At 62.2% G+C, this 23,658-nt stretch carries 20 protein-coding genes; 7 read left to right on the top strand and 13 right to left on the bottom strand.

The features are described 5' to 3' along the window. Window positions 1-173: 173 nt before the first annotated feature. The 5 genes from ACWTU9_RS25490 to ACWTU9_RS25470 all read right to left on the bottom strand — a co-directional run bounded on the left by ACWTU9_RS25490 (window position 174) and on the right by ACWTU9_RS25470 (window position 6,103). The gene (locus ACWTU9_RS25490; protein WP_455860718.1) at window positions 174-1,412 is read right to left on the bottom strand and encodes a CmpA/NrtA family ABC transporter substrate-binding protein; all 1,239 of its coding nucleotides are present in this window, start codon (window positions 1,410-1,412) and stop codon (window positions 174-176) included. Between the two features lie 2 nt (window positions 1,413-1,414). Continuing rightward, on the bottom strand, window positions 1,415-2,017 hold the full coding sequence (locus ACWTU9_RS25485; protein WP_455860717.1) for an ANTAR domain-containing response regulator: 603 nt from the start codon (window positions 2,015-2,017) through the stop codon (window positions 1,415-1,417). Between the two features lie 154 nt (window positions 2,018-2,171). After that, window positions 2,172-3,548: an aspartate aminotransferase family protein gene (locus tag ACWTU9_RS25480; protein WP_455860716.1), complete on the bottom strand. Its 1,377-nt coding sequence runs from the start codon at window positions 3,546-3,548 to the stop codon at window positions 2,172-2,174. Window positions 3,549-3,759: 211 nt separating this feature from the next. Then, window positions 3,760-5,754, bottom strand: coding sequence for an AI-2E family transporter (locus tag ACWTU9_RS25475; RefSeq protein WP_455860715.1), 1,995 nt, complete (start codon window positions 5,752-5,754; stop codon window positions 3,760-3,762). Between the two features lie 193 nt (window positions 5,755-5,947). After that, complete coding sequence (locus tag ACWTU9_RS25470; protein WP_455860714.1) at window positions 5,948-6,103, bottom strand: hypothetical protein; 156 nt, start codon at window positions 6,101-6,103, stop codon at window positions 5,948-5,950. Window positions 6,104-6,575: 472 nt separating this feature from the next. On the opposite strand from ACWTU9_RS25470, the gene ACWTU9_RS25465 reads away from it, so the two are divergent. Continuing rightward, on the top strand, window positions 6,576-7,682 hold the full coding sequence (locus ACWTU9_RS25465) for an efflux RND transporter periplasmic adaptor subunit (RefSeq protein WP_455860713.1): 1,107 nt from the start codon (window positions 6,576-6,578) through the stop codon (window positions 7,680-7,682). Continuing rightward, window positions 7,679-10,882, top strand: a complete 3,204-nt coding sequence (locus ACWTU9_RS25460) for an efflux RND transporter permease subunit (RefSeq protein WP_455860712.1) — start codon at window positions 7,679-7,681, stop codon at window positions 10,880-10,882. The genes ACWTU9_RS25465 and ACWTU9_RS25460 overlap by 4 nt, the downstream gene beginning before the upstream one ends. 130 nt (window positions 10,883-11,012) lie before the next feature. On the opposite strand, the gene ACWTU9_RS25455 is transcribed toward ACWTU9_RS25460, so the two are convergent. The 3 genes from ACWTU9_RS25455 to ACWTU9_RS25445 all read right to left on the bottom strand — a co-directional run bounded on the left by ACWTU9_RS25455 (window position 11,013) and on the right by ACWTU9_RS25445 (window position 13,369). Next, complete coding sequence (locus tag ACWTU9_RS25455) at window positions 11,013-11,906, bottom strand: aminoglycoside phosphotransferase family protein (RefSeq protein WP_455860808.1); 894 nt, start codon at window positions 11,904-11,906, stop codon at window positions 11,013-11,015. 76 nt (window positions 11,907-11,982) lie between these two features. Further along, on the bottom strand, window positions 11,983-12,576 hold the full coding sequence (locus ACWTU9_RS25450; protein WP_455860711.1) for a DJ-1/PfpI family protein: 594 nt from the start codon (window positions 12,574-12,576) through the stop codon (window positions 11,983-11,985). 94 nt (window positions 12,577-12,670) lie between these two features. Then, complete coding sequence (locus ACWTU9_RS25445; protein WP_455860710.1) at window positions 12,671-13,369, bottom strand: GntR family transcriptional regulator; 699 nt, start codon at window positions 13,367-13,369, stop codon at window positions 12,671-12,673. Window positions 13,370-13,492: 123 nt separating this feature from the next. Here ACWTU9_RS25445 and ACWTU9_RS25440 point away from each other — a divergent pair, with 123 nt between their 5' ends. The 3 genes from ACWTU9_RS25440 to ACWTU9_RS25430 are packed head-to-tail and all read left to right on the top strand — an operon-like array spanning window position 13,493 to window position 17,051. Continuing rightward, complete coding sequence (locus ACWTU9_RS25440; RefSeq protein WP_455860709.1) at window positions 13,493-14,719, top strand: iron-containing alcohol dehydrogenase; 1,227 nt, start codon at window positions 13,493-13,495, stop codon at window positions 14,717-14,719. 18 nt (window positions 14,720-14,737) lie between these two features. After that, entirely contained in the window at window positions 14,738-16,225 is a 1,488-nt protein-coding gene (locus tag ACWTU9_RS25435; RefSeq protein ID WP_455860708.1) for an NAD-dependent succinate-semialdehyde dehydrogenase, read from the top strand. Window positions 16,226-16,235: 10 nt separating this feature from the next. After that, the gene (locus ACWTU9_RS25430; protein ID WP_455860707.1) at window positions 16,236-17,051 is read left to right on the top strand and encodes an alpha/beta hydrolase; all 816 of its coding nucleotides are present in this window, start codon (window positions 16,236-16,238) and stop codon (window positions 17,049-17,051) included. 94 nt (window positions 17,052-17,145) lie between these two features. Here the strand turns inward: ACWTU9_RS25430 and ACWTU9_RS25425 are convergent, their stop codons facing one another. From ACWTU9_RS25425 to ACWTU9_RS25405, 5 genes are read right to left on the bottom strand one after another with little or no spacing between them, the layout of a single operon-like run. Then, window positions 17,146-18,201, bottom strand: a complete 1,056-nt coding sequence (locus ACWTU9_RS25425) for an ABC transporter ATP-binding protein (protein ID WP_455860706.1) — start codon at window positions 18,199-18,201, stop codon at window positions 17,146-17,148. A gap of 2 nt (window positions 18,202-18,203) precedes the next feature. Beyond that, complete coding sequence (locus ACWTU9_RS25420) at window positions 18,204-19,037, bottom strand: carbohydrate ABC transporter permease (RefSeq protein WP_455860705.1); 834 nt, start codon at window positions 19,035-19,037, stop codon at window positions 18,204-18,206. A gap of 9 nt (window positions 19,038-19,046) precedes the next feature. Continuing rightward, window positions 19,047-19,973, bottom strand: coding sequence for a carbohydrate ABC transporter permease (locus ACWTU9_RS25415; protein ID WP_455860704.1), 927 nt, complete (start codon window positions 19,971-19,973; stop codon window positions 19,047-19,049). A gap of 58 nt (window positions 19,974-20,031) precedes the next feature. Further along, window positions 20,032-21,297 (bottom strand): ABC transporter substrate-binding protein, encoded by a 1,266-nt coding sequence (locus ACWTU9_RS25410; RefSeq protein WP_455860703.1) that lies wholly within the window; start codon window positions 21,295-21,297, stop codon window positions 20,032-20,034. A 49-nt stretch (window positions 21,298-21,346) separates the two neighbouring features. Further along, on the bottom strand, window positions 21,347-22,135 hold the full coding sequence (locus ACWTU9_RS25405; protein ID WP_455860702.1) for an enolase C-terminal domain-like protein: 789 nt from the start codon (window positions 22,133-22,135) through the stop codon (window positions 21,347-21,349). Between ACWTU9_RS25405 and ACWTU9_RS25400 the strand changes: the two genes are divergently transcribed. Beyond that, window positions 22,124-22,525, top strand: coding sequence for a hypothetical protein (locus ACWTU9_RS25400; RefSeq protein WP_455860701.1), 402 nt, complete (start codon window positions 22,124-22,126; stop codon window positions 22,523-22,525). The genes ACWTU9_RS25405 and ACWTU9_RS25400 overlap by 12 nt on opposite strands. A gap of 37 nt (window positions 22,526-22,562) precedes the next feature. Next, window positions 22,563-23,252, top strand: coding sequence for a GntR family transcriptional regulator (locus tag ACWTU9_RS25395; RefSeq protein WP_454585412.1), 690 nt, complete (start codon window positions 22,563-22,565; stop codon window positions 23,250-23,252). Window positions 23,253-23,658 lie beyond the last annotated feature (406 nt).

The following is a 23,658-nucleotide window of genomic DNA, read 5'->3' as shown; positions in this document are numbered from 1 at the left end:
ATTTCAAAGCAGGAACCGTGCCAGTTTTGAACAAGTGACAAAACATCAATGAAATCAGCAATTCGAAGCGATTCCCATCACGCCGGCTCATAGGGCTGGGAGGCCAAAGATTGTTCACTAGAGAATTTGCACGCACATTTTTTGTGCAATGCACAAGAATGGCGTGAAAATGATCAGGCCCGGAGCAGGCCCGATTTCTGGCTGGCAATGTAGGCGTCGATCTTATCGGGATCGAAGATCTGGCCGTCGAAGAAGCCGTCCGGGCCGAGCACCAAGCTCGCCCCCGCCGAGCCGACCGGCGTTGACGTCTTCAGCGCGCCCTCGACCTTGGCGTTGGCGCCGGGCAGCGCCACGCCAAGCGGCTTCAGCGCCGCGCGGTAGAGGTCGGGCCGGTAGCAATTGCTGGCGATGGCGAGGTTTTCCGGAGTGTGCGCGATGTCGCCCCAGCGCACCATCTGCGTGTAGAACCACAGCGCATGGCTCTTCCACGGAAAGTTCGCCGCCTTGTCGAACGGCACGAAGAAATCCTCGACCGTCCGCTCCGCGCCGCCGCCAAGCTGGAGATGTCCGGTGAGGACAGGCATCTGGATCGCCGACGGTTGGCCGAGGAAGCGAGGCTCCGCCATCAACGAGGCCAGATCCGCTCGGTTTGCCGCATCCTGACACCAGCGGGCGGAATGATGCAGCGCTCTCAGAAGCGCCGCCAGCGCCTGCGGATTTTCCTCGGCCCAGGCCTGGCGCGCGCCGATCACCTTCTCTGGGCTGTTCTTCCACAGCAGCGCCTTGACGGTGACGATATGGCCGGTGCCGGCGGCGACCGCGGCGCTGTTCCAGGGTTCGCCGACGCAATAGCCGTCGATGCGCCCAGTGGCCAGGGCGTCGGCCATGAAGGGTGGCGGCACGATGACGATCTCGATCTGGCGCTGCGGATCGATGCCGCAGGCGGCAAGCCAGTAGCGCAGTTCGTAATTGTGCCCGGAATGCGGGTGCACGACGGCAAAGCGCAGCGGCTCTCGGCCGGTTGCTGCCCGCTCGCTGATAAATGCGCCAAGTGCTGCTCCGGCGCGCGCCGGGTCGAGATCCGGCTCGGCGCCATGTGCTGCCATGCCGCCCCAGACCGCGTTGGAGACGGTGACGCAGTTGCCGCCAAGGCCCAAGGAGAACGGCACGACGGTGTCGGAGGCGAGCGGCGTCAGGCCAAGGCTGCAGGCAAGCGGCATCGGCCCCAGCATATGGGCAACGTCGAAATGGCCAATGGCGATGCGGTCGCGGATGTTGGCCCAGGATGTCTCGCGCTGCAGCTTGAGTTCCACCCCTTCGCGGGCGGCGAAACCCAACTCGCGGGCAGCGACCAGCACGGCGCTGTCGAAAAGCGGCATGAACCCGGCGGTGATCTGATGCGCAGCAGTCATGCTCATTCGTCCCCCATCGGTCCCAGCAGACCCGCGGCGGTCACCAGGCTCTGGGCGATGTCGCTGATCTTGCGGTTCTGGTTCATCGCCGTCTTGCGCAGCAGCGTGTAGGCGGCCTCTTCGGTCAGGCCGCGCGATTTCATCAATATGCCTTTGGCGCGATCGATCACCTTGCGGCTCTCGAGTTCGCCGCGAACCTCTTCCAGTTCGCGCGCCATGCGCGAGAAAGCGTTGAAACGGCTGACCGCCATGTCGAGGATCGGCTTGACGCGCTCCTGCCTGAGACCGTCGACGACATAGGCCGACACGCCGGCATCGACCGCCGCTTCGATCGAGGCCTCGTCGGAGCGGTCGACGAACATGGCGATCGGCCGCTTCACAGCGCGTGAAAGCTGGAACATGCTTTCCAGCATGTCGCGGTTCGGATTTTCGAGATCGATGACGATGACATCCGGCTCGATCTCGGCAATGCGGCGTGCGATGCCGGTCACATCATGGATAACTGTCACCCGCTCATGCCCGGCCTCACGCAAGCCTGCCTCGATGATCGAGGCACGGATGCGGTTTTCATCGATCACCAGGACGGCGAGTGGAGCGCGGATCATGCGTGGCATTCTGCTTAAGTAGAAAAATTGTGCAATGCGGCATGGTTCGGACAGTTGGACCAAACCACACGGGCAGGATTACTTCTTCTGCCCGCACGTCGCTCGATGACGATGGTGGGCACATCAAGACTCGCCTGCAATCACAGACCTTGTTTCAGTCCGGCGGCCGAACGTACGGCATAGCGGCGGCGAGCGATCGCTCGAAAGCATCGATCAACGTATCGACCTGGGCCTCGGTAATGATGAGCGGCGGGCAGAAGGCAATCGCATCGCTCATGTTGCGCGAGATCACCCCGTTCTGCTGCAGGAACCCGTTGACCAGTCCGCCAAGTGCGGCGGGCTTCCCCCACGGCGCCTTGCTGGTCCGGTCGGCGACCAGTTCGACGGCGGCAATCAGACCCACACCACGCACCTCTCCGACGAGCGGATGCGAAGCGAGCTTGCGCAACCGTGCCTGCATGTGCGCACCGACCCTACGCGCGTTGCCGACAAGGTCGCGCTCCTCGATCAGCTTGAGATTCTCCAGCGCCACGGCCGCGGCGACGGGATGGCCGCCGCCCGTGAAGCCATGTCCGAACGTACCGATGCGGTCGCTCTCGTCCGCGATTGGCTCGAACACCTTCTCATTGATAAGCAGCGCCGATATCGGCAGATACGACGACGAGATCTGCTTAGACAGCACCATAATGTCGGGCTTGATGTCGAAGGTCTGCGAGCCGAACATCTCGCCTGTCCGGCCAAAGCCGCAGATGACCTCGTCGGCGACGAGCAGGATGTCGTATTTCGACAGCACCGCCTGGACCTTCTCCCAATAGCCTGCCGGAGGAACGATGACCCCGCCCGCGCCCATGATCGGCTCGCCGAAAAAGGCGGCGATGGTCTCGGGTCCCTCGGCGAGGATCAGCGTCTCCAGATCATCGGCAAGACGGCTCGAGAACTGTTCTTCGCCTTCACCCGGCTCGGCATCACGCCAGTAATGCGGAACCGATGTATGGAGCACGTTGGCGATCGGCAAATCGAATGAAAGATGGTTGTTGGGCAGCCCGGTCAGGCTGGCCGAGGCAATCGTCACGCCGTGATAGCCGCGTTTGCGGCTGATGATCTTCTTGCGAAGTGGCTGGCCGAGCGCATTCGACCGGTACCAGATCATCTTCATCGCCGTGTCGTTGGCCTCGGAGCCCGAATTGGTGAAATACGCCTTGCTCATCGGAACCGGCGCCATCTGGACCAGCTTCTCGGCCAGGTCGACAAGCGGCGAATGCGATTTCGAACCAAAGTCGTGATAGTAGGGCAGCTTCGACATCTGCCGCGTGGCGGCGTCGACCAGCCGCTTTTCCGAGAATCCGACGGCTACGCTCCACAAGCCCGCCATCGCTTCGATGTATCGATTGCCGGCCAGGTCCTCGACATAGATGCCATCGCCCTTTTCGATGATGAGCGGACCCGACTCTTGATGTTTGCGGGCGTTGGTATAGCCATGCAGGTGGTAGCGGATGTCACGTGCCTCAGGGGAATTGGGTCTGGCGTCCACGATGGCTCCTGTCTACGGGGGTTCACGGGGAACTGACTCCCTGCCCCTTACCTTTCGCATGATCACAAACCAAGACGGCCCGCACAAGGCAGGCCTTTTGCTATTTGGTTGCGGGACCTCAGCACGATCGCGAGCCGCGCATCATTGGCTCACCCCCGACAGAACCTGACATTCCAGCGCCGGCGCAGCAGCCTGACACATGAATTCGTAGCTAGGCCGTTGCAGCGGTCGCCTGAGCCGTGGCTCGTTTTCGAGGGGCCGGACGGCGTCGATCGCGCCGTTTCGAGACGACTTTGAGAGGAACGGCCGGCGCTGGAGAGAGCGCACCAAGCACAGCGTTGACCATGCCGTTTGCTACAAAATCGGCGCTGATTTCGGCGGCCAGAGCTGGCCCTTCTTGATCGCCTGCGTCCGCGTCCGACCAGAACACAATCCCAATTCTCAATCCTGCCTTGGCGCGTTTCAGTCGGCGGACCAGAAAGCGTGCGTGCATGAGGGAGTCCCGGTTCAGGAAGCCGACCACGACGGTGTCGATGGTTTCGAGCTCGAGACGGCGAATAGCTGCCGGCTCCATATCGACGAAACTCGCCTTCGCCACTGTTGCACCTTGCACCTCCAGCACCTGAGCGAGCATGGCGGCAGCGGCATCATCGAGTTCCCCGCGACCGCCGGCACAAAGCACCGACATGTCCTTGCCATCGGGCAGCTCGATCTCGTCCGCTTCGACGCCATCCAGTTCCGTGTTTACGCTCCCTTCCGCGGTGGCTGCAGGCTCATCTTCCTCGCTTGCCTCTTCCAGTGCATCCTCGGCGAGATTTGCGACGAGGATCTGGGCGCTCGCCGCCACCTGCCTCTGCTGCTGATCGCCCATTACGCCACGCATACGGTCCTGCTCGCCCAACAGGAGTGCGGGAATGGCGACCTTGTCGTAGAAATCGATCAGATACTTCTCCTCGAGGATTTCCTCGGCATGGTCGGTGGCTTCGTCGGGATCGCCGGCCAGGAGACGCTGATAGAGCCGGGCGTGAGGTTCGAGCACAGGCTCGTTGCCAAACAGAACGTCGAGAAATTCGAACTGCGGAACGTGTCGGCCGAGGACGACGAGACAAACCGTCAGCGGCGTCGAGAGGACCAGGCCGAGCGGCCCCCACAGCCATGTCCAGAAGATCGCAGCAACGATGATAGCCAAAGGGGAAAGTCCCGTGCGCGAACCGTAGAGCCACGGTTCGACGACATTGCCGGTTACCAGTTCCATCACGATGAACAGTGCAGCGGTCCACAGCACGAGCGACCAGCCGGGTGCCACGGCCAAGGCGAGGAACAATGGCAGCAGCGCGCCTATCACGGGGCCGATATAGGGAACGAAGCGAAGCGCCAGTGCCAGCAATCCCCACAGCAGCGCGTTGGGAATGCCGAGCACCCAAAGCCCGATCGCAATGGGGATGGCGTAGACAATGTTGACCACCATCTGCATCAGCAGATAGCGACCGACCCGCTTGCCAGCGTCCTGCAATGCTTCTGTCGTGCGGTGGAGATCTCCGTAACCGACCAGGCGGATGAACCGGTCGCGCAGATCCTCCCGCTCCAGCAACATGAAGATGACCACGATGATGATCAGGCCCGCCGAGGCCAGCGGGCTGATCAATGGTCCGATAATGTTCTGCAAGACCTCGAGAGGTCGCTCGCGCGCCACGATCTCGACCGGAACCGGCTCGCGCCGGGGCTTGTCGGTTACGGGCGGCGGCACCTCCTGCTTATCAATCTCCTGACCGACACGCTCGATAACGCCGCTCAGCCTTGCAATGATGCCGCCGCCGACGCCCGTTTCCTTGAGCGAACGGACTTTGGTCAGAATATTAGCCTGGTAGGCCGAAATGTTCTGGGCAAGCTCGCTCACCTGCGTCGCAACAATGAAGCTGAACAGGCCCAGAGCCGCGAACGCGCCAATTACGCTGAGAAGAACTGCGGGCAGCCGAGGCAGGCCGGCGCGTTTCAGCCCGGCAACAACCGGCGCCAGCGCAAAGGTCAAGAGCAATGCGATTGCAATCGGGAGAAAAACCTCGCGACCGAAATACAGCGCAGCAACCGTCGTGACGACAGTTGCGACGGTGGGCAGAGCCGTGCGCGGATGGGCGGTCCCGGCCGCTAGAATGCGTCCTAGCCCTCGCTCAGACGATGGGATGTCGTTTCGACGATTGGCAACCACCGCATTCCCCCGCGTTGCCGTAGATGATTAGACCCATCCGCCCGGCGCGCAATGTTAGGTGTAGCGCATACATGAGTTTTGCACTTTTGCCTCTCGCTATCTGACGAGTGCGCCTCTCTCAACCGGACCGGGACCCTCCCAACCTTGTCGTCGAAGCGGCGACCACGGCAATCACCCAGAGGATCGAGAGGTCCTAAAGCTCTCCGAACTCAGCTTCGTTTCTCAATGTCGGGCGCCGCTCATAGTCAACGGGCGGCAAGAGCATGACTTCGGTCTCCTTGCGGCCGAACTCTCTTCCGATCTGGAATGCCGCATAAATCGCGCCGAGGTGGATAAGGAATCTAAACATGGAGCGTCTCCTTCGACGGTAGAAACCGTATGGCTGCAAGATTGTTCCAAGGTTTGCGGACGGAACCATTTTGCCTCTCGCCAATGCACTCGTCATTCGCCGCGGGGTGGTCTGTCTTGCCGACTGGACCGCTTTCTAGGCGGCAGGAGAACGCCGCAGACAAGAGATGATGCAGAGCGGAATGGCGGCTTTAACGTTTGACCAAGGCCAGTGGCGGATGGCGGGCAGCCAGAGGGTGGACATTTCGGCCCACATGGAAAATTATCATGTTGCTATGCACAACACTGCAGTGCTCTGATCTCGACGAAAGCCTGAATGTAAAAGCGGATCAACCGACCTCCGGGTCCAGCGAGTGAGGACGCAAATGGACACCCCAGGCAATAGACAGTTGCACCGCGACGCGGGCGGGCGACCCCGTCGATCGGCCGGCTGGCTTTCCCGCGCCGCCGTGTCGGCGGCATTCCTCTTCGGCATGGCTTTCAGCAGCACTGCATTTGCGCAAGACCAGCAGCTGCCCGTGGTGACGGCGGCCAAGCCGGTGGTTCGTGAAATCGTCGAAGACGACGAGTTCGTCGGGCGCTTCGACGCCGTCGACCAGGTCGCCATCCGCTCGCGCGTCAGCGGCTATCTGGACAAGGTCAGCTTCCAGGACGGCGCACTGGTCAACAAGGGCGACCTGCTCTTCACCATCGACCAGCGTCCGTACCAGGCGGCTTATGATGCCGCCAAATCGCAAGTGGACGTCGCCAAGAGTCTTCTCGAATTCTCAAAGATGCAGCTCGATCGCGCCGACGAACTGGCCAAGACCGGCAACATCTCGGCCGCGACGGTCGACGACCGCCGGCGGGAATACCTTTCGGCGCAGGCGCAGATGCAGGGCGCGACGGCTGCGCTGACGTCGGCCAGCCTGAATCTGGAATTCACCGAGATCAAGGCGCCCTTGTCCGGCCGCATCGACCGCCGGCTTGTGTCGGTCGGCAACCTCGTGCAGCCGGATTCCACCTTGCTGACGACCATCGTTACGCGCGATCCGATCGACTTCTATTTCGACGTCGATGAGCGCCTGTATTTCAGCTACGCCCGCGACGCCAAGGAGCGCGGCGGCTCGATGCAGGAAGGCGCCGGCGGGCTCGAGGTGGTGGTTCGCGTCGCCGACCGCGCGGAGGCGGTGTTCAAGGGCAAGCTCGATTTTGCCGAGAACCGCATCGACAACGCGACCGGCACCATGCGGGTGCGTGCAACGTTTCCCAACGCCGACGGCGTTCTCCAGCCAGGCATGTTCGGGCGCATCAACGTGCCGGGGTCTCTGCCGCACAGCGGCGTGCTGGTGCCCGATGAGGCGATCGGCGCCGATCAGGATCGCCGGATCGTGTTCCTGGTGGATGAGGCCGGCATGGTGTCGGCAAAGCCCGTGCGCACCGGCCCGCTTCTCGACGGCTACCGGGTGATCCGCTCGGGCCTGACCGGCAACGAGACGATCATCGTCAACGGGCTGATGCACGCCAGGCCCGGCACCAAGGTGAAGGTCGAGATGGTGACGTTGCCGCCCAAGGTCGAAACCGCCGGGTTGCAGCAATGAGGTTCGCCCATTTCTTCGTCGACCGTCCGATCTTCGCATCGGTCGTTTCGATCGTCCTGCTGATCCTCGGCGGGATTGCCTATACCCAGCTGCCGGTCGCGCAATATCCCGAGATCGCGCCGCCGACCATCGTCGTTCGCGCGCAGTATCCGGGCGCCGACGCAGAGACGGTCGCAGCGACCGTGGCAACGCCGATCGAGCAGGAGATCAATGGCGTCGAGGGCATGCTCTACATGTCGTCCTATTCGTCGGGCGACGGGGCGATGGCGCTGACCATCACCTTCAAGCTGGGCACCGATCTCGACCAGGCACAGGTGCTGGTGCAGAACCGCGTGTCGGTCGCCGAGCCGCGCCTGCCCGAAGAAGTCCGCCGCCTCGGCATCACCACCACCAAGAGCTCGCCCGACCTGATGATGGTCGTGCACATGCTGTCGCCCGACAATACATACGACCAGCTATACGTCTCGAACTACGCGCGCTCGCGGGTGCGCGACATACTGCTCAGGCTGGACGGCGTCGGGGACCTCATCATCTTCGGCGAACGCGAATATTCGCTGCGCATCTGGCTCGATCCGGAAAAACTGTCGGCCCTGGGGATGACCTCTGGCGATGTGGTGCAGGCGCTGCGCGACCAGAACGTGCAGGTGTCGGGCGGCTCGATCGGCGCGCCGCCGACCAACACCGGCGCGGCGTTCCAGTACACGGTCACCACGCAAGGCCGCTTCGACGACGCACGCGACTTCCGATACGTGATCGTCAAATCGACCGAGGACGGCCGCCTGATCTCGCTGCAGGACGTGGCACGCATCGAGCTCGGCGCCAAGGATTACGTCACCAACTCCTATCTCAACGGCAAACCGGCGGTGGCGCTCGCCATCTTCCAGCGGCCGGGCACCAATGCGCTCGCCGCAGCCGAGGAGATCCAGGACAAGATGAAGGAGCTTTCAGCCGACTTCCCGAAGGGGTTGAGCTACGACATCGTCTACAATCCGACCGAGTTCGTCGCCGAGTCGATCCAGGAGGTCTACAAGACGATCCTCGAGGCGATGGTGCTGGTCATCATCGTCATCATCGTCTTCCTGCAATCCTGGCGCATGGCGATCGTGCCGATCGTGGCGATCCCCGTGTCGCTGATCGGCACGCTGGCGGTGCTTTACGGCGCCGGCTTCTCGCTCAACATGCTGACGCTGTTCGGCCTGGTTCTTGCGATCGGCATCGTCGTCGATGATGCGATCGTCGTGGTCGAAAACGTCGAGCGCAATATCGCCGCGGGGCTGGCGCCCAATCCGGCGTCGCACCTGACCATGGACGAAGTCGGCACGGCCGTCATCGCGATCTCGCTGGTGCTGATAGCCGTGTTCGTACCGACAGCCTTCATCCCCGGCATTTCGGGACAGTTCTACCTGCAGTTTGCGATCACCATCGCGGTGTCGACGGCGATCTCGGCATTCAATTCGCTGACGCTTTCGCCGGCGCTGGCCGCACTGCTGTTCAAGCCGCACCACGCCGCGGCGGCGCCGCCACGCTTTTTCCTGGCGCGGTTCGGCCGGGCGCTCGCCGACGGCTTCAATCGCGGCTTCGACAGGCTCGCCCATTGGTATTCGAGCATCATCCGCGTGCTGGTCGGCTCGTGGATAACGATCGGCGCCATGTTGGCCGTTTTCGCGGCCCTGATCTACGCCACGGTCTACATGGTGCAGACGGTGCCACGCGGTTTCATTCCCTCGCTCGACCAGGGCTATGCGATCGTCGTCATCCAGTTGCCGGACGGCGCCTCGCTGTCGAGGACCGATGCCGTCATCCAGCAGGCGTCGCAGATCATCCAGAAAACGCCAGGCGTCGACTACGCCGTCGCCTTCGCCGGCTTCTCCGGCGCGACCTTCACCAACGCCAGCAACGCAGGCGTGATCTTCGCCAGGTTCAGGCCCTTTGACGAGCGGCTGAAAGCCGGTCAGTCGGCAACCCAGGTCATCGGCAATCTGTTCGGCAGCCTGCAAAGCATCAAGGAAGCCTTCATTATCGCACTGCCGCCGCCGCCGATCCGCGGCGTCGGCAATGCCGGCGGCTTCAAGCTGCAGATCCAGGAACGCAACAGCGCCGACATGCGGCAGATCCTGGCGCTTGCCTACGAAATCGCCGGCAAGGCCAACAAGACGCCGGGGCTGACGGGTGTGTTCACCACCTTCTCCGCGTCGAGCCCGCAATTCTTCCTGGCGATCGATCGCGACAAGGCGCGCATCCTGAACGTGCCGATCCCCAACATCTTCGAGACGCTGTCGATCAATCTGGGCACCGCCTACGTCAATGACTTCAACGCTTTCGGGCGCGTCTACCAGGTGCGGGCGCAGGCCGACCAGGCGTTCCGCCTCGATCGCGCCGACATCTTGAAACTGAAGGTGCGCTCGGCGACCGGGGCGCTGGTTCCGCTCGGCACGTTGATCGAGATCCGCGACGTCACCGGCCCGGCGCTGGTCCAGCGCTACAACATGTATGTCTCGGTGCCGCTGCAGGGCAACGCCGCGCCCGGCGTTTCCACGGGCGACGCGCTGGCATCGATGGAAAAGATAACCGCAGCGACACTGCCGGCCGGTACCTCCTATGAATGGACCGAACTCGCCTATCAGGAGCGCAACACCGGCAATGCCGCTGTCTATATCTTCGGGCTGTCGGTGCTGTTCGTGTTCCTGGCGCTGGCGGCGCAATATGAAAGCTGGGTGCTGCCGTTCGCCATTGTGCTGGTGGTGCCGCTCGGCGTGCTCGCGGCGTTGCTCGGCGTGTGGTTCCGAGGGCTGGACAACAACATCCTCGTGCAGATCGGCCTGATCGTGCTGATCGGGCTTGCCGCCAAGAACGCGATCCTGATCGTCGAATTCGCGCGGCAGGCGCAGGAACGCGGCCTGTCGGCCGCCGAGGCTGCCGTCGAGGCCTGCCGGCTCAGGCTGCGGCCGATCCTGATGACCGCCTTCGCCTTCATCCTCGGCGTCGTGCCGCTGATGATCGCAACGGGCCCGGGCGCTGAAATGCGACAGTCGCTCGGCACCGCGGTGTTCTCCGGCATGCTCGGCGTCACCTTCGTCGGCCTGTTCCTGACGCCGGTGTTCTACGTCACAGTCAGGTCGCTGTTTTCACCGCGCAAGCCCCGGGCCGCGGCCGAGCCTTCGGAGCCGGCAGACGCGCCATCGGAGACGCCTGCCGAGTAGGGTTTTCGCCGCGCGCCGGGCGCGGCTTATCACCTCCAGCCACGCTGGTCCCCGGCGTTCGAGAAGGAACGGGCTCAATGCCTTCGACCCGCTCGAGGTATTACTGACCCGACCAACGCCCATGTTCGGATCAGACTTCCACATCGTCGATGATACGGGAGAGCGTGGTGCGGCCAAGCGCACTCATGGCGGGGTTGGTGCTCCGGTAATACCAGACCAAGCCCATTGCCTGTTGGAAAGCCCATGCCGCTCCGCGCTGCCACTCGACGTCGCTTGATCCAAGATGGGTACGCACGGTTTCGCGCTGGCTGCGGTCCAGCAGATGCCATGCGGCAACAAGATCCAAGGCCGGATCGGCCGGTCCGAAGCTGCCTGTGTCGAGCACACCAACAAGGCGGTCCCCTCGCACGAGGAGGTTCGCCGGAATAAGATCGCGGTGGCTCATGACGTCGAGACCGGACTGCGGCAGTTCACGCAGCCGATCCCAAATGCGACGGAGACGAGACACGTCCAGGAGCCCCTCGCTGTTCTTGAAACAGATCGACATCCAGTCGTCATGTTGATGAAGGCTGCCGCCCCTCCCTTGCCCATCAAAACGACGGCCATATGTGTTCGCTGCGCGTAGCGAAGCAATCAGGTTGGCGATATCCAGTGCGAAGGCCGTGGAAGCAGCGAGCCCATCTTGCTTGGCGACGTCACCTTCTATCCAAGTCTGCATTGCCCACGGTAACGGATAGAGCGGGCCTGGTTGACCAAGCCCGATCGGTCGAGGACAGGCAACCGGAGAATGCGTAGCAAACTCCGTCATGGCTGCGGCCTCGTTGCGCAGGATATTGGCGCACGCGACTGGCTCCATTGCGCGCAGGGGGAATCTTGCTGCTACACTCGATCCAATCCTGAAGATGGCATTGACCGTACCAATCGCGCCTACCTGCTCGATCCGCTCGTGGCGATATTCCGGGAACTGGCCGAAGACCATCTCGCGAACGATATTGACATCGATATGGACCTGATCGCGGTGCATCAAGCTGCTGGTGTCTCCCCTGCGAACTCCTCACCGAACAACGGATCAAGCGCTACGCCCTTTCCCGGAAATCGCCCTAGTCGTGGCGGATTTCCGTACCCAGCACCTTGAGACACTCGCGAATGAAGGCGGCAAGTGCGGTCCATCCTTTGGCTGAAACCATGGTACCGTCCACATAGGCGTCGGTGGGTGACAGGTCGATATAGGTGCCGCCCGCAAGGGTGACCTCCGGCTCACAGGCCGCCAGTGCGCCGACTTTCTTGCCGCGCACGACACCATCCACCGCGATCAGGATCTGCACACCATGGCAGATCGTGAAGATCGGCTTCTCGGCCTCGTGGAAGTGGCGCACCATCGCCTGGACGCGCTTGTCGGTGCGGATGTATTCCGGCCCGCGGCCGCCGGCGCAATAGACCGCATCATACTGGGCAATCTGCCGTTCCGCCTCGGAAAACGTCTTGTTGATCAGCGCGTAATGTCCGGGCTTTTCCGTGTAGGTCTGGTCGCCCTCAAAGTCGTGCAGCGAGGTCTTGATCCGGTCTCCGGCATTTTTGTCGGGACACACGACATGGATAGTATGGCCTACGGCCTCCATCGCCTGCTGATAGACGAAGATTTCGTATTCCTCGGTGAACTCTCCGGTCAGCATCAGGATCTTTTTGGCTGGCATGGTTCTTCCTCTTGGTTGTTTGTCAGGCTAAGGCGCGCCGTCACGCTTGTGTTTCGGGGGCTGCTGTCGCGTGCCATTGGCGACATATGACTGCCTACTCGAATGCAGGCAGGAGCCTGTCGCGTGAGTTCTCGATGTGCACCCGCATCGCCTTTCGCGCGGCAGTCGCGTCGCCGGCAGCGAAAGCCGAAAGAATGGCCTCATGCTCGTCGAGCGCCTCCTCGGTTACGCGCGAGTGGTACATCAGGCGGAAAATGTGAAAATGCGTATGCTGGTGGTTCAGCGTCTCGCGGATGAGCTCGTTTTGCGCGAACTCCATGATCTTGTCATGGAAGATGGCATCCTGGCGGGCGAAGTTCGAATAGCGGAGCCGTTCGTCCCTGCCCTCGCGGCGGGTCATCACCCCCGCGGCCTCCCGCAGGACCGCCAGCCGGGTCTCGTCCAGGCCTGCCGCTGCCTTGGCCGCGGCGGCAGGCTCAAGCAACAGGCGCAATTCGTAAAGCTCGTCAAAACGCCGCCGTGTGATCTGCGCCGCGGCGCGATAGCCGATCAGATGGGTCTTGATCACCAGGCCCTCGCCCTCCAGCCGCCCAAGAGCCTCGCGGATCGGCGTATGCGAGACATCCAGCTCCCTGACGAGATTGTCGACCGTTATCCGGGATCCCGGCGCAATCCTGAGTGACATCAGCTGCTGGAAGATCGCGTCGTAGACGTCGCCCGCCAGGCTGTTGGCGCGCTGGATTCGGCCTGTCGGCCGCGCTTCGTCATCAACCGTCACGATGGGATTCTGCATCTTTTTGCCTCTTGACAGGCGGGAGCACTATCACGATGCTCCGGCCAATTCAATCCTATATCCTATACGATTTTATAGCAGATACTTTCTGATGATGGACCATGGATCACCGAGGACCTGTCGATGACATTGTTCGCCGCAGCGCGATTGCCGCGCGAGATCTTGTTCGGCAAGGGCCAGCGCCAGGTGCTGCCGCACGTTGCATCCAGGCATGGCAAGCGCGCGTTCGTCTGCACCGACGAGCGCTTCGCGGCCACGGCCGCATTTGCCGAGATGATGAAGGCGCTGAGAAAAGCTTCGCTCGAAATCCTCGTCTACGACCGCACCCTGCCCGACGTGCCGCGGGACAGCGTCGCGGTCTGCGTAACCGAGGCGGAGGATTTCCAACCAGACATGGTCATCGGGATCGGTGGTGGAAGCTGCCTCGACATGGCCAAATGCGCGGCGCTGCTGATCAGTCACGGCGGCAGGCTTCAAGACTATTATGGTGAGTTCAAGGTGCCGGGGCCGACGCTTCCGTTGATTGCAGTACCGACCACCGCCGGCACCGGCTCTGAAGTGACCCCCGTAGCCGTCATTTCCGATCCGGAGCGCCTGCTGAAGGTCGGCATTTCAAGTCCGCACCTCATCGCCGCCGTGGCGCTGTGCGACCCGGAACTGACCGCGACCTGCCCGCCCGCGCTCACGGCGATCGCCGGCGCTGATGCCCTTACGCACGCCATCGAAGCCTTTACCGCGGCAAAACGGGGCAGCGACCCCAGCTTGCCGCAGCAGCATGTCTTTGTAGGAAAGAGCGCTCTTACCGACCACTTCGCGTTGCTGGCCATCAAGCTCCTTGGCCGCAGCCTGGAAAGGGTCTGGCGCGACGGTTCGGACGAAGATGCGCGCGCCGATGTGATGATGGGCGCCCTGGCGGCTGGTTGCGCCTTCGGTACGGCCGGAACAGCGGCAGCCCATGCTGTGCAATATCCGGTTGGCGCGCTCACCCACACGCCGCATGGATTGGGAGTGGCGACCATGCTTCCCTATGTGATGAACTACAATTTGCCCGCTGCCGTCAGCGAGTTTGCCGAGGTCGGCGGCGCGCTCGGTCTCCCCCAGGCGGGCATGGAATTCAAGGACAGAGCTTCCGCGACCATTGCAGAGGTTTCGCGGCTGTTCGGCGCGATCGGCATCACACGAACGCTGGGCGAGTTGGGCTTGCCGTCCGGCAGGATCGAGTGGACCGCCGAGCAGGCGCTCGGCATCGATCGCTTGATCAAGAACAACCCCCGCCCTTTCGATGCCGCTTCGATGCGACGATTGGTGCAAGCCGCTTATGACGGCGACATGTCCGCCAGTCTGATGTGAAGGAGGGAGACACATCTCATGAATATTTCTCCGGTGGTTTTTGATGAGGAGGCCGACATCTCCGAATATTCCACGTTCTCACACGGGCTCTATATCGGCGGGCAATGGCGGCCCTCGTCCGATGAGCGCGTTATCGAGGTGTTCGATCCATCGACGGAAGCCGTCATCGCGGCCGTTCCCGATGCAACGCCGGCCGACGCGGCCGCCGCCGTCAACGCCGCCGCTAAGGCGGCGGCCGGATGGCGCGAGACCGCCCCACGCAAACGGTCGGAAATCCTGAGACGTTGCTTCGAACTGATGACCGAGCGGGCGGAGACATTGGCCGCGCTGATTTCGCTGGAGAACGGCAAGGCACTGCGCGACGCACGCGGCGAAGTTGCTTATGCGGCCGAGTTCTTCCGTTGGAACGCAGAGGAAGCGGTTCGCATCAGCGGCGAGTTCGGCCTTGCACCTTCGGGTGCGAACCGTATCGTCGTCGACTACCAGCCCATCGGCATATGCTTGCTGATCACACCGTGGAATTTCCCTGCCGCCATGGCCACACGCAAGATCGCGCCGGCGCTCGCTGCCGGCTGCACCGTCATCCTCAAGCCCGCCAGCGAAACGCCGTTGACCGCCTACGCGCTTGCCGCGCTTTATGAGGACGCCGGCGTCCCGCCTGGCGTCGTTAACGTTCTCACGACTTCCAATCCCGGGCCGCTGACCGCCGCCATGCTGGCTGATCCGCGGGTGCGCAAACTTTCGTTCACCGGCTCCACCGGCGTCGGGCGCGTTCTTCTGGCCGAAGCCGCCAGGCACGTCATCTCCTGTTCGATGGAACTTGGCGGCAACGCCCCCTTTATAGTCTTCGACGACGCCGACCTGGAGGCTGCTCTCGACGGAGCAATGATCGCCAAGATGCGCAATGCTGGCGAGGCATGCACGGCCGCCAACCGGCTTTATGTCCAGGCGGGTATCCATGACGCGTTCACGCAGGGACTGCGCAAACGCATGGCCGCACTCCAGATTGGCCCTGGCATCGACGCCGAGACCGAATGCGGCCCAATGATCACTCGGAAGGCCGTGGAGAAGCTCGACCGGCTCGTCAAGGATGCGGTTCGTCGCGGCGCAAGGATCTTGTGCGGAGGCGCTGTCGCGGATGACAAGGGCTATTTCTACCCGCCAACCGTTCTTTGCGATGTGCCCCCAGCTGCCGAGATTGCGCATCAGGAAATATTCGGGCCGGTCGCTCCAATCATGCGCTTCGACGATGAGGCTGAAGTCATCGCACGCGCCAACGACACCGAATACGGCTTGGCGGCCTATATCTACACAAGCGACCTTGCCAAGGGCATGCGCGTGGCATCAAGGATCGAGTCCGGTATGATCGCGCTGAACCGAGGCCTCATGTCCGACCCCGCAGCTCCCTTCGGAGGCGTGAAGCAGAGTGGGTTGGGGCGCGAAGGCGGCCAAAAGCACGGCATCAGCGAGTTCCTGGAAGCCAAGTACATCGCCGTGACGATGTGAGGGCGCCGGCGTGATCAAGGATCCTTTTCGCATCCGCGACCACGTTCCCGAATTCGACGATATCGTCGCCGAGATCGTTCGCCGCAGCGCGGAGACCAGGGCGAGAATTCAGACCGTCGCCGATGTAGCCTATGGGCCGGACGCCACCGAAACCGTCGACCTGTTCTTTCCCCCGGGAAAACGCGACCTCCTGCCGGTTCATATGTTCATCCACGGCGGCTACTGGCGGATGTTCTCCAAGCGGGACTATTCCTATGTCGCGGACATCGTCACCCGAGCCGGCGCGATTGCGGTCATCGTCGACTATGCGCTGATGCCCTCGGTGAGGATGGCCGCCATAGTCGATCAGGTGCGCCGGGCCAAGCGTTGGGTGCTCGAGCACATCGCCGAGCATGGCGGCGATCCCGATCGACTGACTGTCAGCGGGCACTCGGCCGGCGCCCACCTGGCAACGATGCTGTTCAATGATCCCAATCGATCGTCCAACATCAAAGGCGCGCTGCTGCTTGGCGGACTGTACGACTTGAAGCCTTTGCGGACCTCGTTCCTTGCCGGCGAGATCGCGATAACGGATGACGAGGTCGCCAGCCTCTCACCGCTGACACATCGCTTCGATCCGTCGGTAGAGATTGAGATCGCAGTCGGAGCAGCGGAAACGCCGCCGTTCCATCGCCAGGCAGAAGCATTTGCCAAGCATCTGCGAAAGCTGGGGCTGCACGTCTCTCGAACCGCCCTCGCCGGCGCCAATCACATGAGCAGCGTTCGTGACCTCGGAGTGAGTGGAACCGAGGCATCGGATCGGCTGGCGAAGCTTATCGCTTCATAGAGTGGGGCGCCCGAGCCGCGTTCAATGCGGCGACACCGATACGCGAGCGTCGAGTGGCGATCCGGTCGCGGCAATCAACCTCTTCGCTCACCGGTCATCGGATGCGTTCGCCGCCTTCTCCAAAGATGTGCGCCGACGCGGGTGCGAAGTGGAGTGTGATCGTGTCGCCTGTCCTGGGCAGAGACGACCGGCGCTCCGCGACTATAGTCTCCCCGGTTGCCAGCGTCGCATGGAGGTAACAGGTGGATCCCAGTGCCTCAACCAATTCCACGGTCGCCTTAAAGCCGGGGCCCTCACGCAGGTCGAGGTGCTCGGGCCTCAGCCCCAGCTGCAATCTCGTCCCGGGTTCGAACCTGGTCGGCACCGGGCTTTGAATTTCGATCCCCCCTGCTGCAAGCCGCCCGCCGGCTTGCGCAGTCGCCGACAGGAAATTCATTCGTGGAGAGCCGATGAACCCGGCAACGAACGCATTGTCCGGGTCGTGATAGAGACCAAGCGGCGTTCCAATCTGCTCGATGCGTCCGTCCCGCAGCACCACGATCCGGTCCGCCATCGTCAGAGCTTCGGTCTGGTCGTGCGTGACGTAGATCATCGTGTTGCCAAGCATGGTGTGAAGCTTGGAAATCTCGACCCGCATCTGCACCCGCAACTCCGCGTCGAGGTTGCTGAGCGGCTCGTCGAACAGAAACACCTTGGGGTCGCGCACGATAGCGCGGCCGATGGCGACGCGCTGGCGCTGCCCTCCGGAAAGCTGCGCCGGCTTGCGCTGCAGATACTCCTCCAGGCGCAGGATCTTCGCTGCCCTCGCGACCTTCCCGGCAATTTCCGGTTTGGGGCGATGCGTCATGCGCAAGCCGAAGCTCATATTGTCCGCCACCGTCATATGCGGGTAAAGCGCATAGGACTGGAACACCATCGCAAGGCCGCGGTCGGACGGCTCCGCATCGGTGACATCGGTCTCACCGATGAATATCTCTCCGCTGCTTGTCTCCTCGAGGCCCGCAATCATCCGCAACAGGGTCGATTTCCCGCAGCCCGACGGCCCAACGAACACGGTGAACTCGCCTTCCTCGATGGCCAGCGAAACATCGTGGACGACCTGGGTTGCACCGAAGCTTTTGCTGACGTGTTTAAGTTCAACACGCGCCATGGCTAGCCTTTCACGGCGCCGACAGCGATGCCGGTCACGATCCGCCGCTGGAAAATGATGTAAAGGATGACGATCGGCGCCGCCGCAATGACAATACCGGCCGTGAACAGCGGAATCTGGTCGGAATACTGGCCTTTCAGAGCGGAAATTCCCACCATGAGAGTGCGGTTCTTCTGCATGGTCAGCAAGGCTATCAGGACATCGTTCCAGCAATTGAGAGTGTTGAGGATGCCCAGCGTTATCATCGCCGGCATCCCCAGTGGCACCATCACGTGCCACCAGACCTGTAACAGTTTGGCGCCGTCGATTCGCGCCGCCTCGATCAATTCACGAGGCAGGCCGGAATAGAACGCCGTCATCATGTAGACGGAGAACGGCAGAAAGAACGCCGTATAGGACAGGATCAGTCCGATACGCGTGTCGATCAGGTGCAGGCCGACCATGGTGCGCATGTAAGGCACCAGCACGACCTGCACGGGAATCATCAGCGATGACAGGATCACAACGAATACGAAGCGCCGATAGGGAAAGCGCAGGCAAGCCAGTGCAAAACCGGCAAGGGACGAGATGACCATCAGCAGGATCACGGCGCCAGCCGTCGTGATCACCGAATTGAGGAAATACTGGTCGAGATGCGACCGCGTCCAGGCCTGCACGAAATTGTCGAATGTCGGCTGCATCGCCAGCCCGAAGCGGTCCAGCAGATAGTCGTGCCGGGTCTTGAGCGCATTGTTGACCGCGAAGAAGATTGGATAAAGACAACTCAGCGCCAGCAATCCCATCGGGATCGCCGCAATTCTGAGGACCAGCCTCTGCCGTTTTCCTGCTCCAGCCACTGCGATCCCTCAGAGGTTTGCGTTGCGCGACAGCATGCGGATCTGCAGCCAGGCCAGAACGCCCGTTACGGCAAACAGGGTCATAGAAAGTGCCGCGGCGTAGGCGGGCTGGTTGAGCCGGCCCTGCGCGGTCCAGATCAGATATTCGGGGACTGTTGTCGACGTGCCCGGTCCGCCGCCGGTCAGCACGTAGATCAGCCCGAACATCGACGTCAGCAGGCCGATCGTGGTGATGACCGTCGAAAACTCTATAATCGGGCGAAGCTCCGGGATGATGATATGCCACCAGATCTGCCACATCTTGGCGCCTTCGAGCCGCGCCGCTTCAACCATCTCCCTAGGCACGGTCGACAGGCCGGCAAGGAAGATGAGAACCCCCATGCCGAAGGTTGACCACGACTGGATGATAAGCGTCACCGGCAATGCCGTACTGGAGCGACCGAGCCAGTCCACGCCTGGGATGCCCAGCATCTTGAGCGCACCGTTGAGGCTTCCATTGAAACCCAGCACGATGCTGAAAATGGAGCCGATGATTACGCTCGAAAGGACGGCCGGAAAGAAATAGACGGAACGGAAAAACCCGCGTCCCGGAACGCCCTGGTCAATCAGGATCGCCAGTATCATCGGGATCGTCACAAAGAACGGTACTGCAAGCAGGATTGCCCCGGCATTGACCATGGAGGAGCGGAAATTCGGATCGTCAAGTGCCCGCAGGTAGTTGGCCGCGCCAATGAACTCGCCCGGATCGGTCGCGGTGGCGCTCGTCAGCGAGATGCCGAAGCCCCAAAACAGGGGAATGATGCGAAACACCAAGACCAGCAGGAGAGCCGGAACGAGGAACAGCACCGCCACGATGGCCTCGGCTCGGCGGCTGCGGTGCGAACGCTTGCGCGTTCGTGGGGCTACGGCGGTTTCGGTCAACGAACTTCTGGCCATGGCAGGTCACCAAGCTTAGAGGAACAGGGAGCACCGAAGCGCTCCCCAATTTGTTCCATTATTTCTGTGGCTTGGCCTGCGCCTGGACCTTGTCCAGGGCCGCCGCGGCAGCGTCGACCGTTGTATCGCCGTTGAGCAGCAATTGGCTCTGGCGATGCCATTCGTCGAGTTCTGCTGCCGACGAGTTGGCATGGGTCGTCGGCACGGCGCTGGTTGCCAGCCAGCCCATGATGCGCTTCAGTCCAGGGCTGTCGATGCCGGATGTATCGACCAGGGTGTTTGCCGGAACGATACCCGCGTCGTTCACCAGGTAGGTCAGCACTTCGGGCGAAGCCAGCGTCTTCACCGCATCGAGAGCGAGATCGACATTCGGCGAGTCCTTGTTCACGCCGTAGCCGACGCCGCCATCAAGCGGCACGCCCGGTGCGCCCTGGTGCTGATCGGCGGCGACGGTCGGCGAAGGCATCGGATAGACGCCGACATTGTCGACGCCCATGTCCTTCTCGAACACCTTCCAGTGAGCAACGTTTGACAACAGGCCCCAGACGTTGCCCGCGCCGCCCTGGGAGAACAGCGTGAACTCGTCCATGAACATGGTCTGCGAGTTGCCGCCCTCCTGGTACCAGCCATCCTTGGCGGTATCGACCCAGGTCTGCAGGATTGCCTTGATGGGCGCATCCGACCAGTGCAGCTTCCCGGTCAGCCAATCGGCCTGCTGCTGCGCGGTCAGCGACTGGTTCGCCATTTCCGACAGGAAGAATTCGGCCTCGTAGCCTTCCTTGTTGGCCATCAGGAAGCAGGCGGTCTTGCCCTGCGCCTTGAAGGCACCGCAGACCTTGGTCATCTCGGCCCAGGTCGTCGGCGGTTTGTCCGGATCGAGCCCGGCGGCCTTGTAGAGCGCCTTGTTGTAGTACACGACGTGACCCTGCAGGGTCGTCGGGATGAAGTACAACTTGCCGTCGGGGGCGGTAAATGCCGATTTTCCGACCAGCTTGGAGATGAGGTCGGGCAGCTTGTCATCGAGCGGGATCAGGCCGCCAACCAGATTCTTCGCCTGCGCGCCGCCATTGGCCCATATCACGTCCGGGCCTGTTTTCGAGGCCAGAGCCGTACCCAGCAGCGTGTAGTATTCGGCGTCGGGCTGCGACAGGAAAGTCAGGGTTGCGCCTGGATGGGCAGCTTCGAAAGCCGACTTGGCGTGGTCATAGTATGACGCATTGCTGGGCTCGTCGACGTTCACGTCCCACACGGTGATCTCCTGCGCCAACGCAGGTGAGGCCACCATGATGGCAGCGACCGCTGCCATCAGTGCTACTTTATGCATATCGGTCCTCCTGTTACCTGTTACTTTTCTCCTCCGCTCGTCGCGAGGCCTATTCCCGAACAGCCCGAGGACGGGTTGGTGCGGAGCCAAGCTGGTCGCGCGACAAGATTTCGGGGCGTGCCCATTCGCGACGGGCAGCTTCCGACAGCACGAGGCCATGGCCGGGACGGTTGGGCGCGTAAGCCCAGCCGTCGCGAACCTCCACCGGTTCCTCGATCAGGTGCTCGAAATTCTGGAACGAGTATTCGAGCCATTCGACCTCGGGCAGCGCGCAGGCCATATGCACGCCGACCTCCAGTAAGGTATTTCCCAGCGACACCGGAATGCCGAGTTCCGCCGCCAGCCAACCGATGCGCATGACGTCGGTGACCTGGCCGTGTACGTTGAGGATGTCGGTGCCGCCAGCCAGCATGAGTTGGCGCTTGCCGGCGGCGTCGAGATATTCGCCTGAGTTGATCAGGGTCCAGGGAACGCACTGCCGAAGGAGGCGCAGGCCATCGAAATCGTTGCGCAGGATTGGGTCCTCGACCCACAGCAACTCGAAGCCCGCCCGGTGAATGGTCTCGAGCTTGACGACCGCTTCCTTGCCATCCCAGGCTTCGTTGGCGTCGATCATGAACTGCGCGCCCGGTCGAACCGCCTTGGTGACCAGATCGAGCCGGTGCAGGTCCCGATCGAAGTCCGGATGCCCGACCTTGATCTTGAACGCCCGGTAACCCAGGGCATCGGCGTTCTCAAAGAACGCCACGAACTCGTCGTCGCTGAGATGGAAGTCCAGGCCCGAGGCGTAGGCGCGCACCTTGTCCCGCCGCGAACCCAGCAGCCTGTGCAGCGGCATGCCGAGCTGCTTGGCCGCGAGATCCCAGACAGCGACCTGCACGGCCTCGTGAAACGGCAGCGTGAACGAACGCTGGTTACCGCCTCGAGGCCGGCCGACCCGGTGGGCAATCGAGAGTGGGGGCTGGCCCTCAAGGCCCGGCCAGGCCTCAGCCTCGAAAACCCTGATGATTTCACCTATTGCCGGCAAAGCGTGGAAAAGGACCTGGACGAAGCCGAGACCGCGATTTCCGTTCTCGTCAATCAGTTCGAGCGCGGCGATATTGGCTTCGTCGGCGCGGACCTGGCTGTCGCCGATGACACGGTCACGGGCAAACTGAAAGCGGGTGAGTTCGAACGAGGAAATACGCATCTTGATCTATTAATTCACCGCACTGATATATCGCTCTAATGCGCCAATAGACCAATACCTTGGAAAGGAAAAGAGGGTGTCAGCCAAGAATCCGCGCAAAGCGGCCGTTGCGTTTGGAGAAGGGACGCGTCTAAGCGACGTGGCGTACGGGCGCATCTTCGATATCTTGTACGATCGCAGATTGGCTGCCGGCGCCTTTGTATCCCAGGCCCAGTTGGTGGAACTAACCGGCGTGCCTGTCGGACCCTTGCGCGACGCGTTGCGAGCGCTCCAGGCTGAAGGGGTCGTGACGATCCATCCGCATGCCGGCATCCAGTTCGTGAAGCCGGGGATGGAGCTGACGCGGTCGACCTATCAGTTCCGCGGCATCATAGAAGCCGCCGCGGTCGCCGTCTTCGCCGAGACCGCACGCGACGTCGAAATTGCCGAGCTGGCGTTGCGGCACAGCGATGTCGCAGCCGCACTGGAGGGCGATGGACTTACGCTTACAAACATGAGCGAACTCGAGAAACTTGAAGAGCTGCTGCACGGCTCCATCGTCGCGAGCCTGAACAATCCCCTCATCGACACGAGTTACCGACGGATCAGGAATTATCTGAGGCTGCTGCGCCTTGATCGGAAGATGTCCGTTCCGCTCGCCCTGCGCTCATTGCGTGAACACCAGGAGATCATCGAAGCGTGCCGGAAGCGTGATGCAGCCGGCGCAGTCGAGGCCATCAAGACCCACTTCGCCGCGGCGCTGCAGCGTAATTTGGGGCTGTACTAGAGTGGTTGGGCTCGCGCCGCCCATGGGCCCCTGACGAGCCACGCTGGCGAAGAAGCGCCTAAAAACCTCTCGGCCGCCGAAGCCCGCCCCTCGCCGCGCAAGGACATCCGATCCGGCCTGCGCCGCTTTCGTCGGCGATCTGAACTAGAAGATCGCGACTGCACGAACCGAGGCTGGCCCAGCCAATTTTGGCTAAGGGCGCGGCATCGACGGCGTCAGCGCACCAGCCTGACACCGGTCGCGGCTACGAGTCCGGCCGGGTCAATCCGAGACAATTTCGTAGTGAAGCAGCTGGGCGTCGCCGAGGGACGACTTCAGTCCAGGCGAAATGACCCCGGAGCCGAAGAGGAGAATATCTTCGCGCCGTACGAATATTTCATGCCCAGGTCCCATCGACACAAATGTG

Source organism: Mesorhizobium sp. 128a (assembly GCF_053848025.1).
Note: the sequence above shows the minus strand (reverse complement) of the source record. Positions and strands in the feature narration are given on the sequence as shown.

Bases quoted from the DNA above. Each gene is read 5' to 3' on its own strand.
- ACWTU9_RS25485 (WP_455860717.1), bottom strand. From the start codon at position 2,017: ATGATCCGCGCTCCACTCGCCGTCCTGGTGATCGATGAAAACCGCATC.
- ACWTU9_RS25415 (WP_455860704.1), bottom strand. From the start codon at position 19,973: ATGGCCAGAAGTTCGTTGACCGAAACCGCCGTAGCCCCACGAACGCGC.
- ACWTU9_RS25470 (WP_455860714.1), bottom strand. From the start codon at position 6,103: ATGTTTAGATTCCTTATCCACCTCGGCGCGATTTATGCGGCATTCCAG.
- ACWTU9_RS25450 (WP_455860711.1), bottom strand. From the start codon at position 12,576: ATGCCAGCCAAAAAGATCCTGATGCTGACCGGAGAGTTCACCGAGGAA.
- ACWTU9_RS25440 (WP_455860709.1), top strand. From the start codon at position 13,493: ATGACATTGTTCGCCGCAGCGCGATTGCCGCGCGAGATCTTGTTCGGC.
- ACWTU9_RS25405 (WP_455860702.1), bottom strand. From the start codon at position 22,135: ATGCCGCTGCACAGGCTGCTGGGTTCGCGGCGGGACAAGGTGCGCGCC.
- ACWTU9_RS25435 (WP_455860708.1), top strand. From the start codon at position 14,738: ATGAATATTTCTCCGGTGGTTTTTGATGAGGAGGCCGACATCTCCGAA.
- ACWTU9_RS25445 (WP_455860710.1), bottom strand. From the start codon at position 13,369: ATGCAGAATCCCATCGTGACGGTTGATGACGAAGCGCGGCCGACAGGC.
- ACWTU9_RS25425 (WP_455860706.1), bottom strand. From the start codon at position 18,201: ATGGCGCGTGTTGAACTTAAACACGTCAGCAAAAGCTTCGGTGCAACC.
- ACWTU9_RS25490 (WP_455860718.1), bottom strand. From the start codon at position 1,412: ATGACTGCTGCGCATCAGATCACCGCCGGGTTCATGCCGCTTTTCGAC.
- ACWTU9_RS25460 (WP_455860712.1), top strand. From the start codon at position 7,679: ATGAGGTTCGCCCATTTCTTCGTCGACCGTCCGATCTTCGCATCGGTC.
- ACWTU9_RS25455 (WP_455860808.1), bottom strand. From the start codon at position 11,906: ATGCACCGCGATCAGGTCCATATCGATGTCAATATCGTTCGCGAGATG.
- ACWTU9_RS25410 (WP_455860703.1), bottom strand. From the start codon at position 21,297: ATGCATAAAGTAGCACTGATGGCAGCGGTCGCTGCCATCATGGTGGCC.
- ACWTU9_RS25465 (WP_455860713.1), top strand. From the start codon at position 6,576: ATGGCTTTCAGCAGCACTGCATTTGCGCAAGACCAGCAGCTGCCCGTG.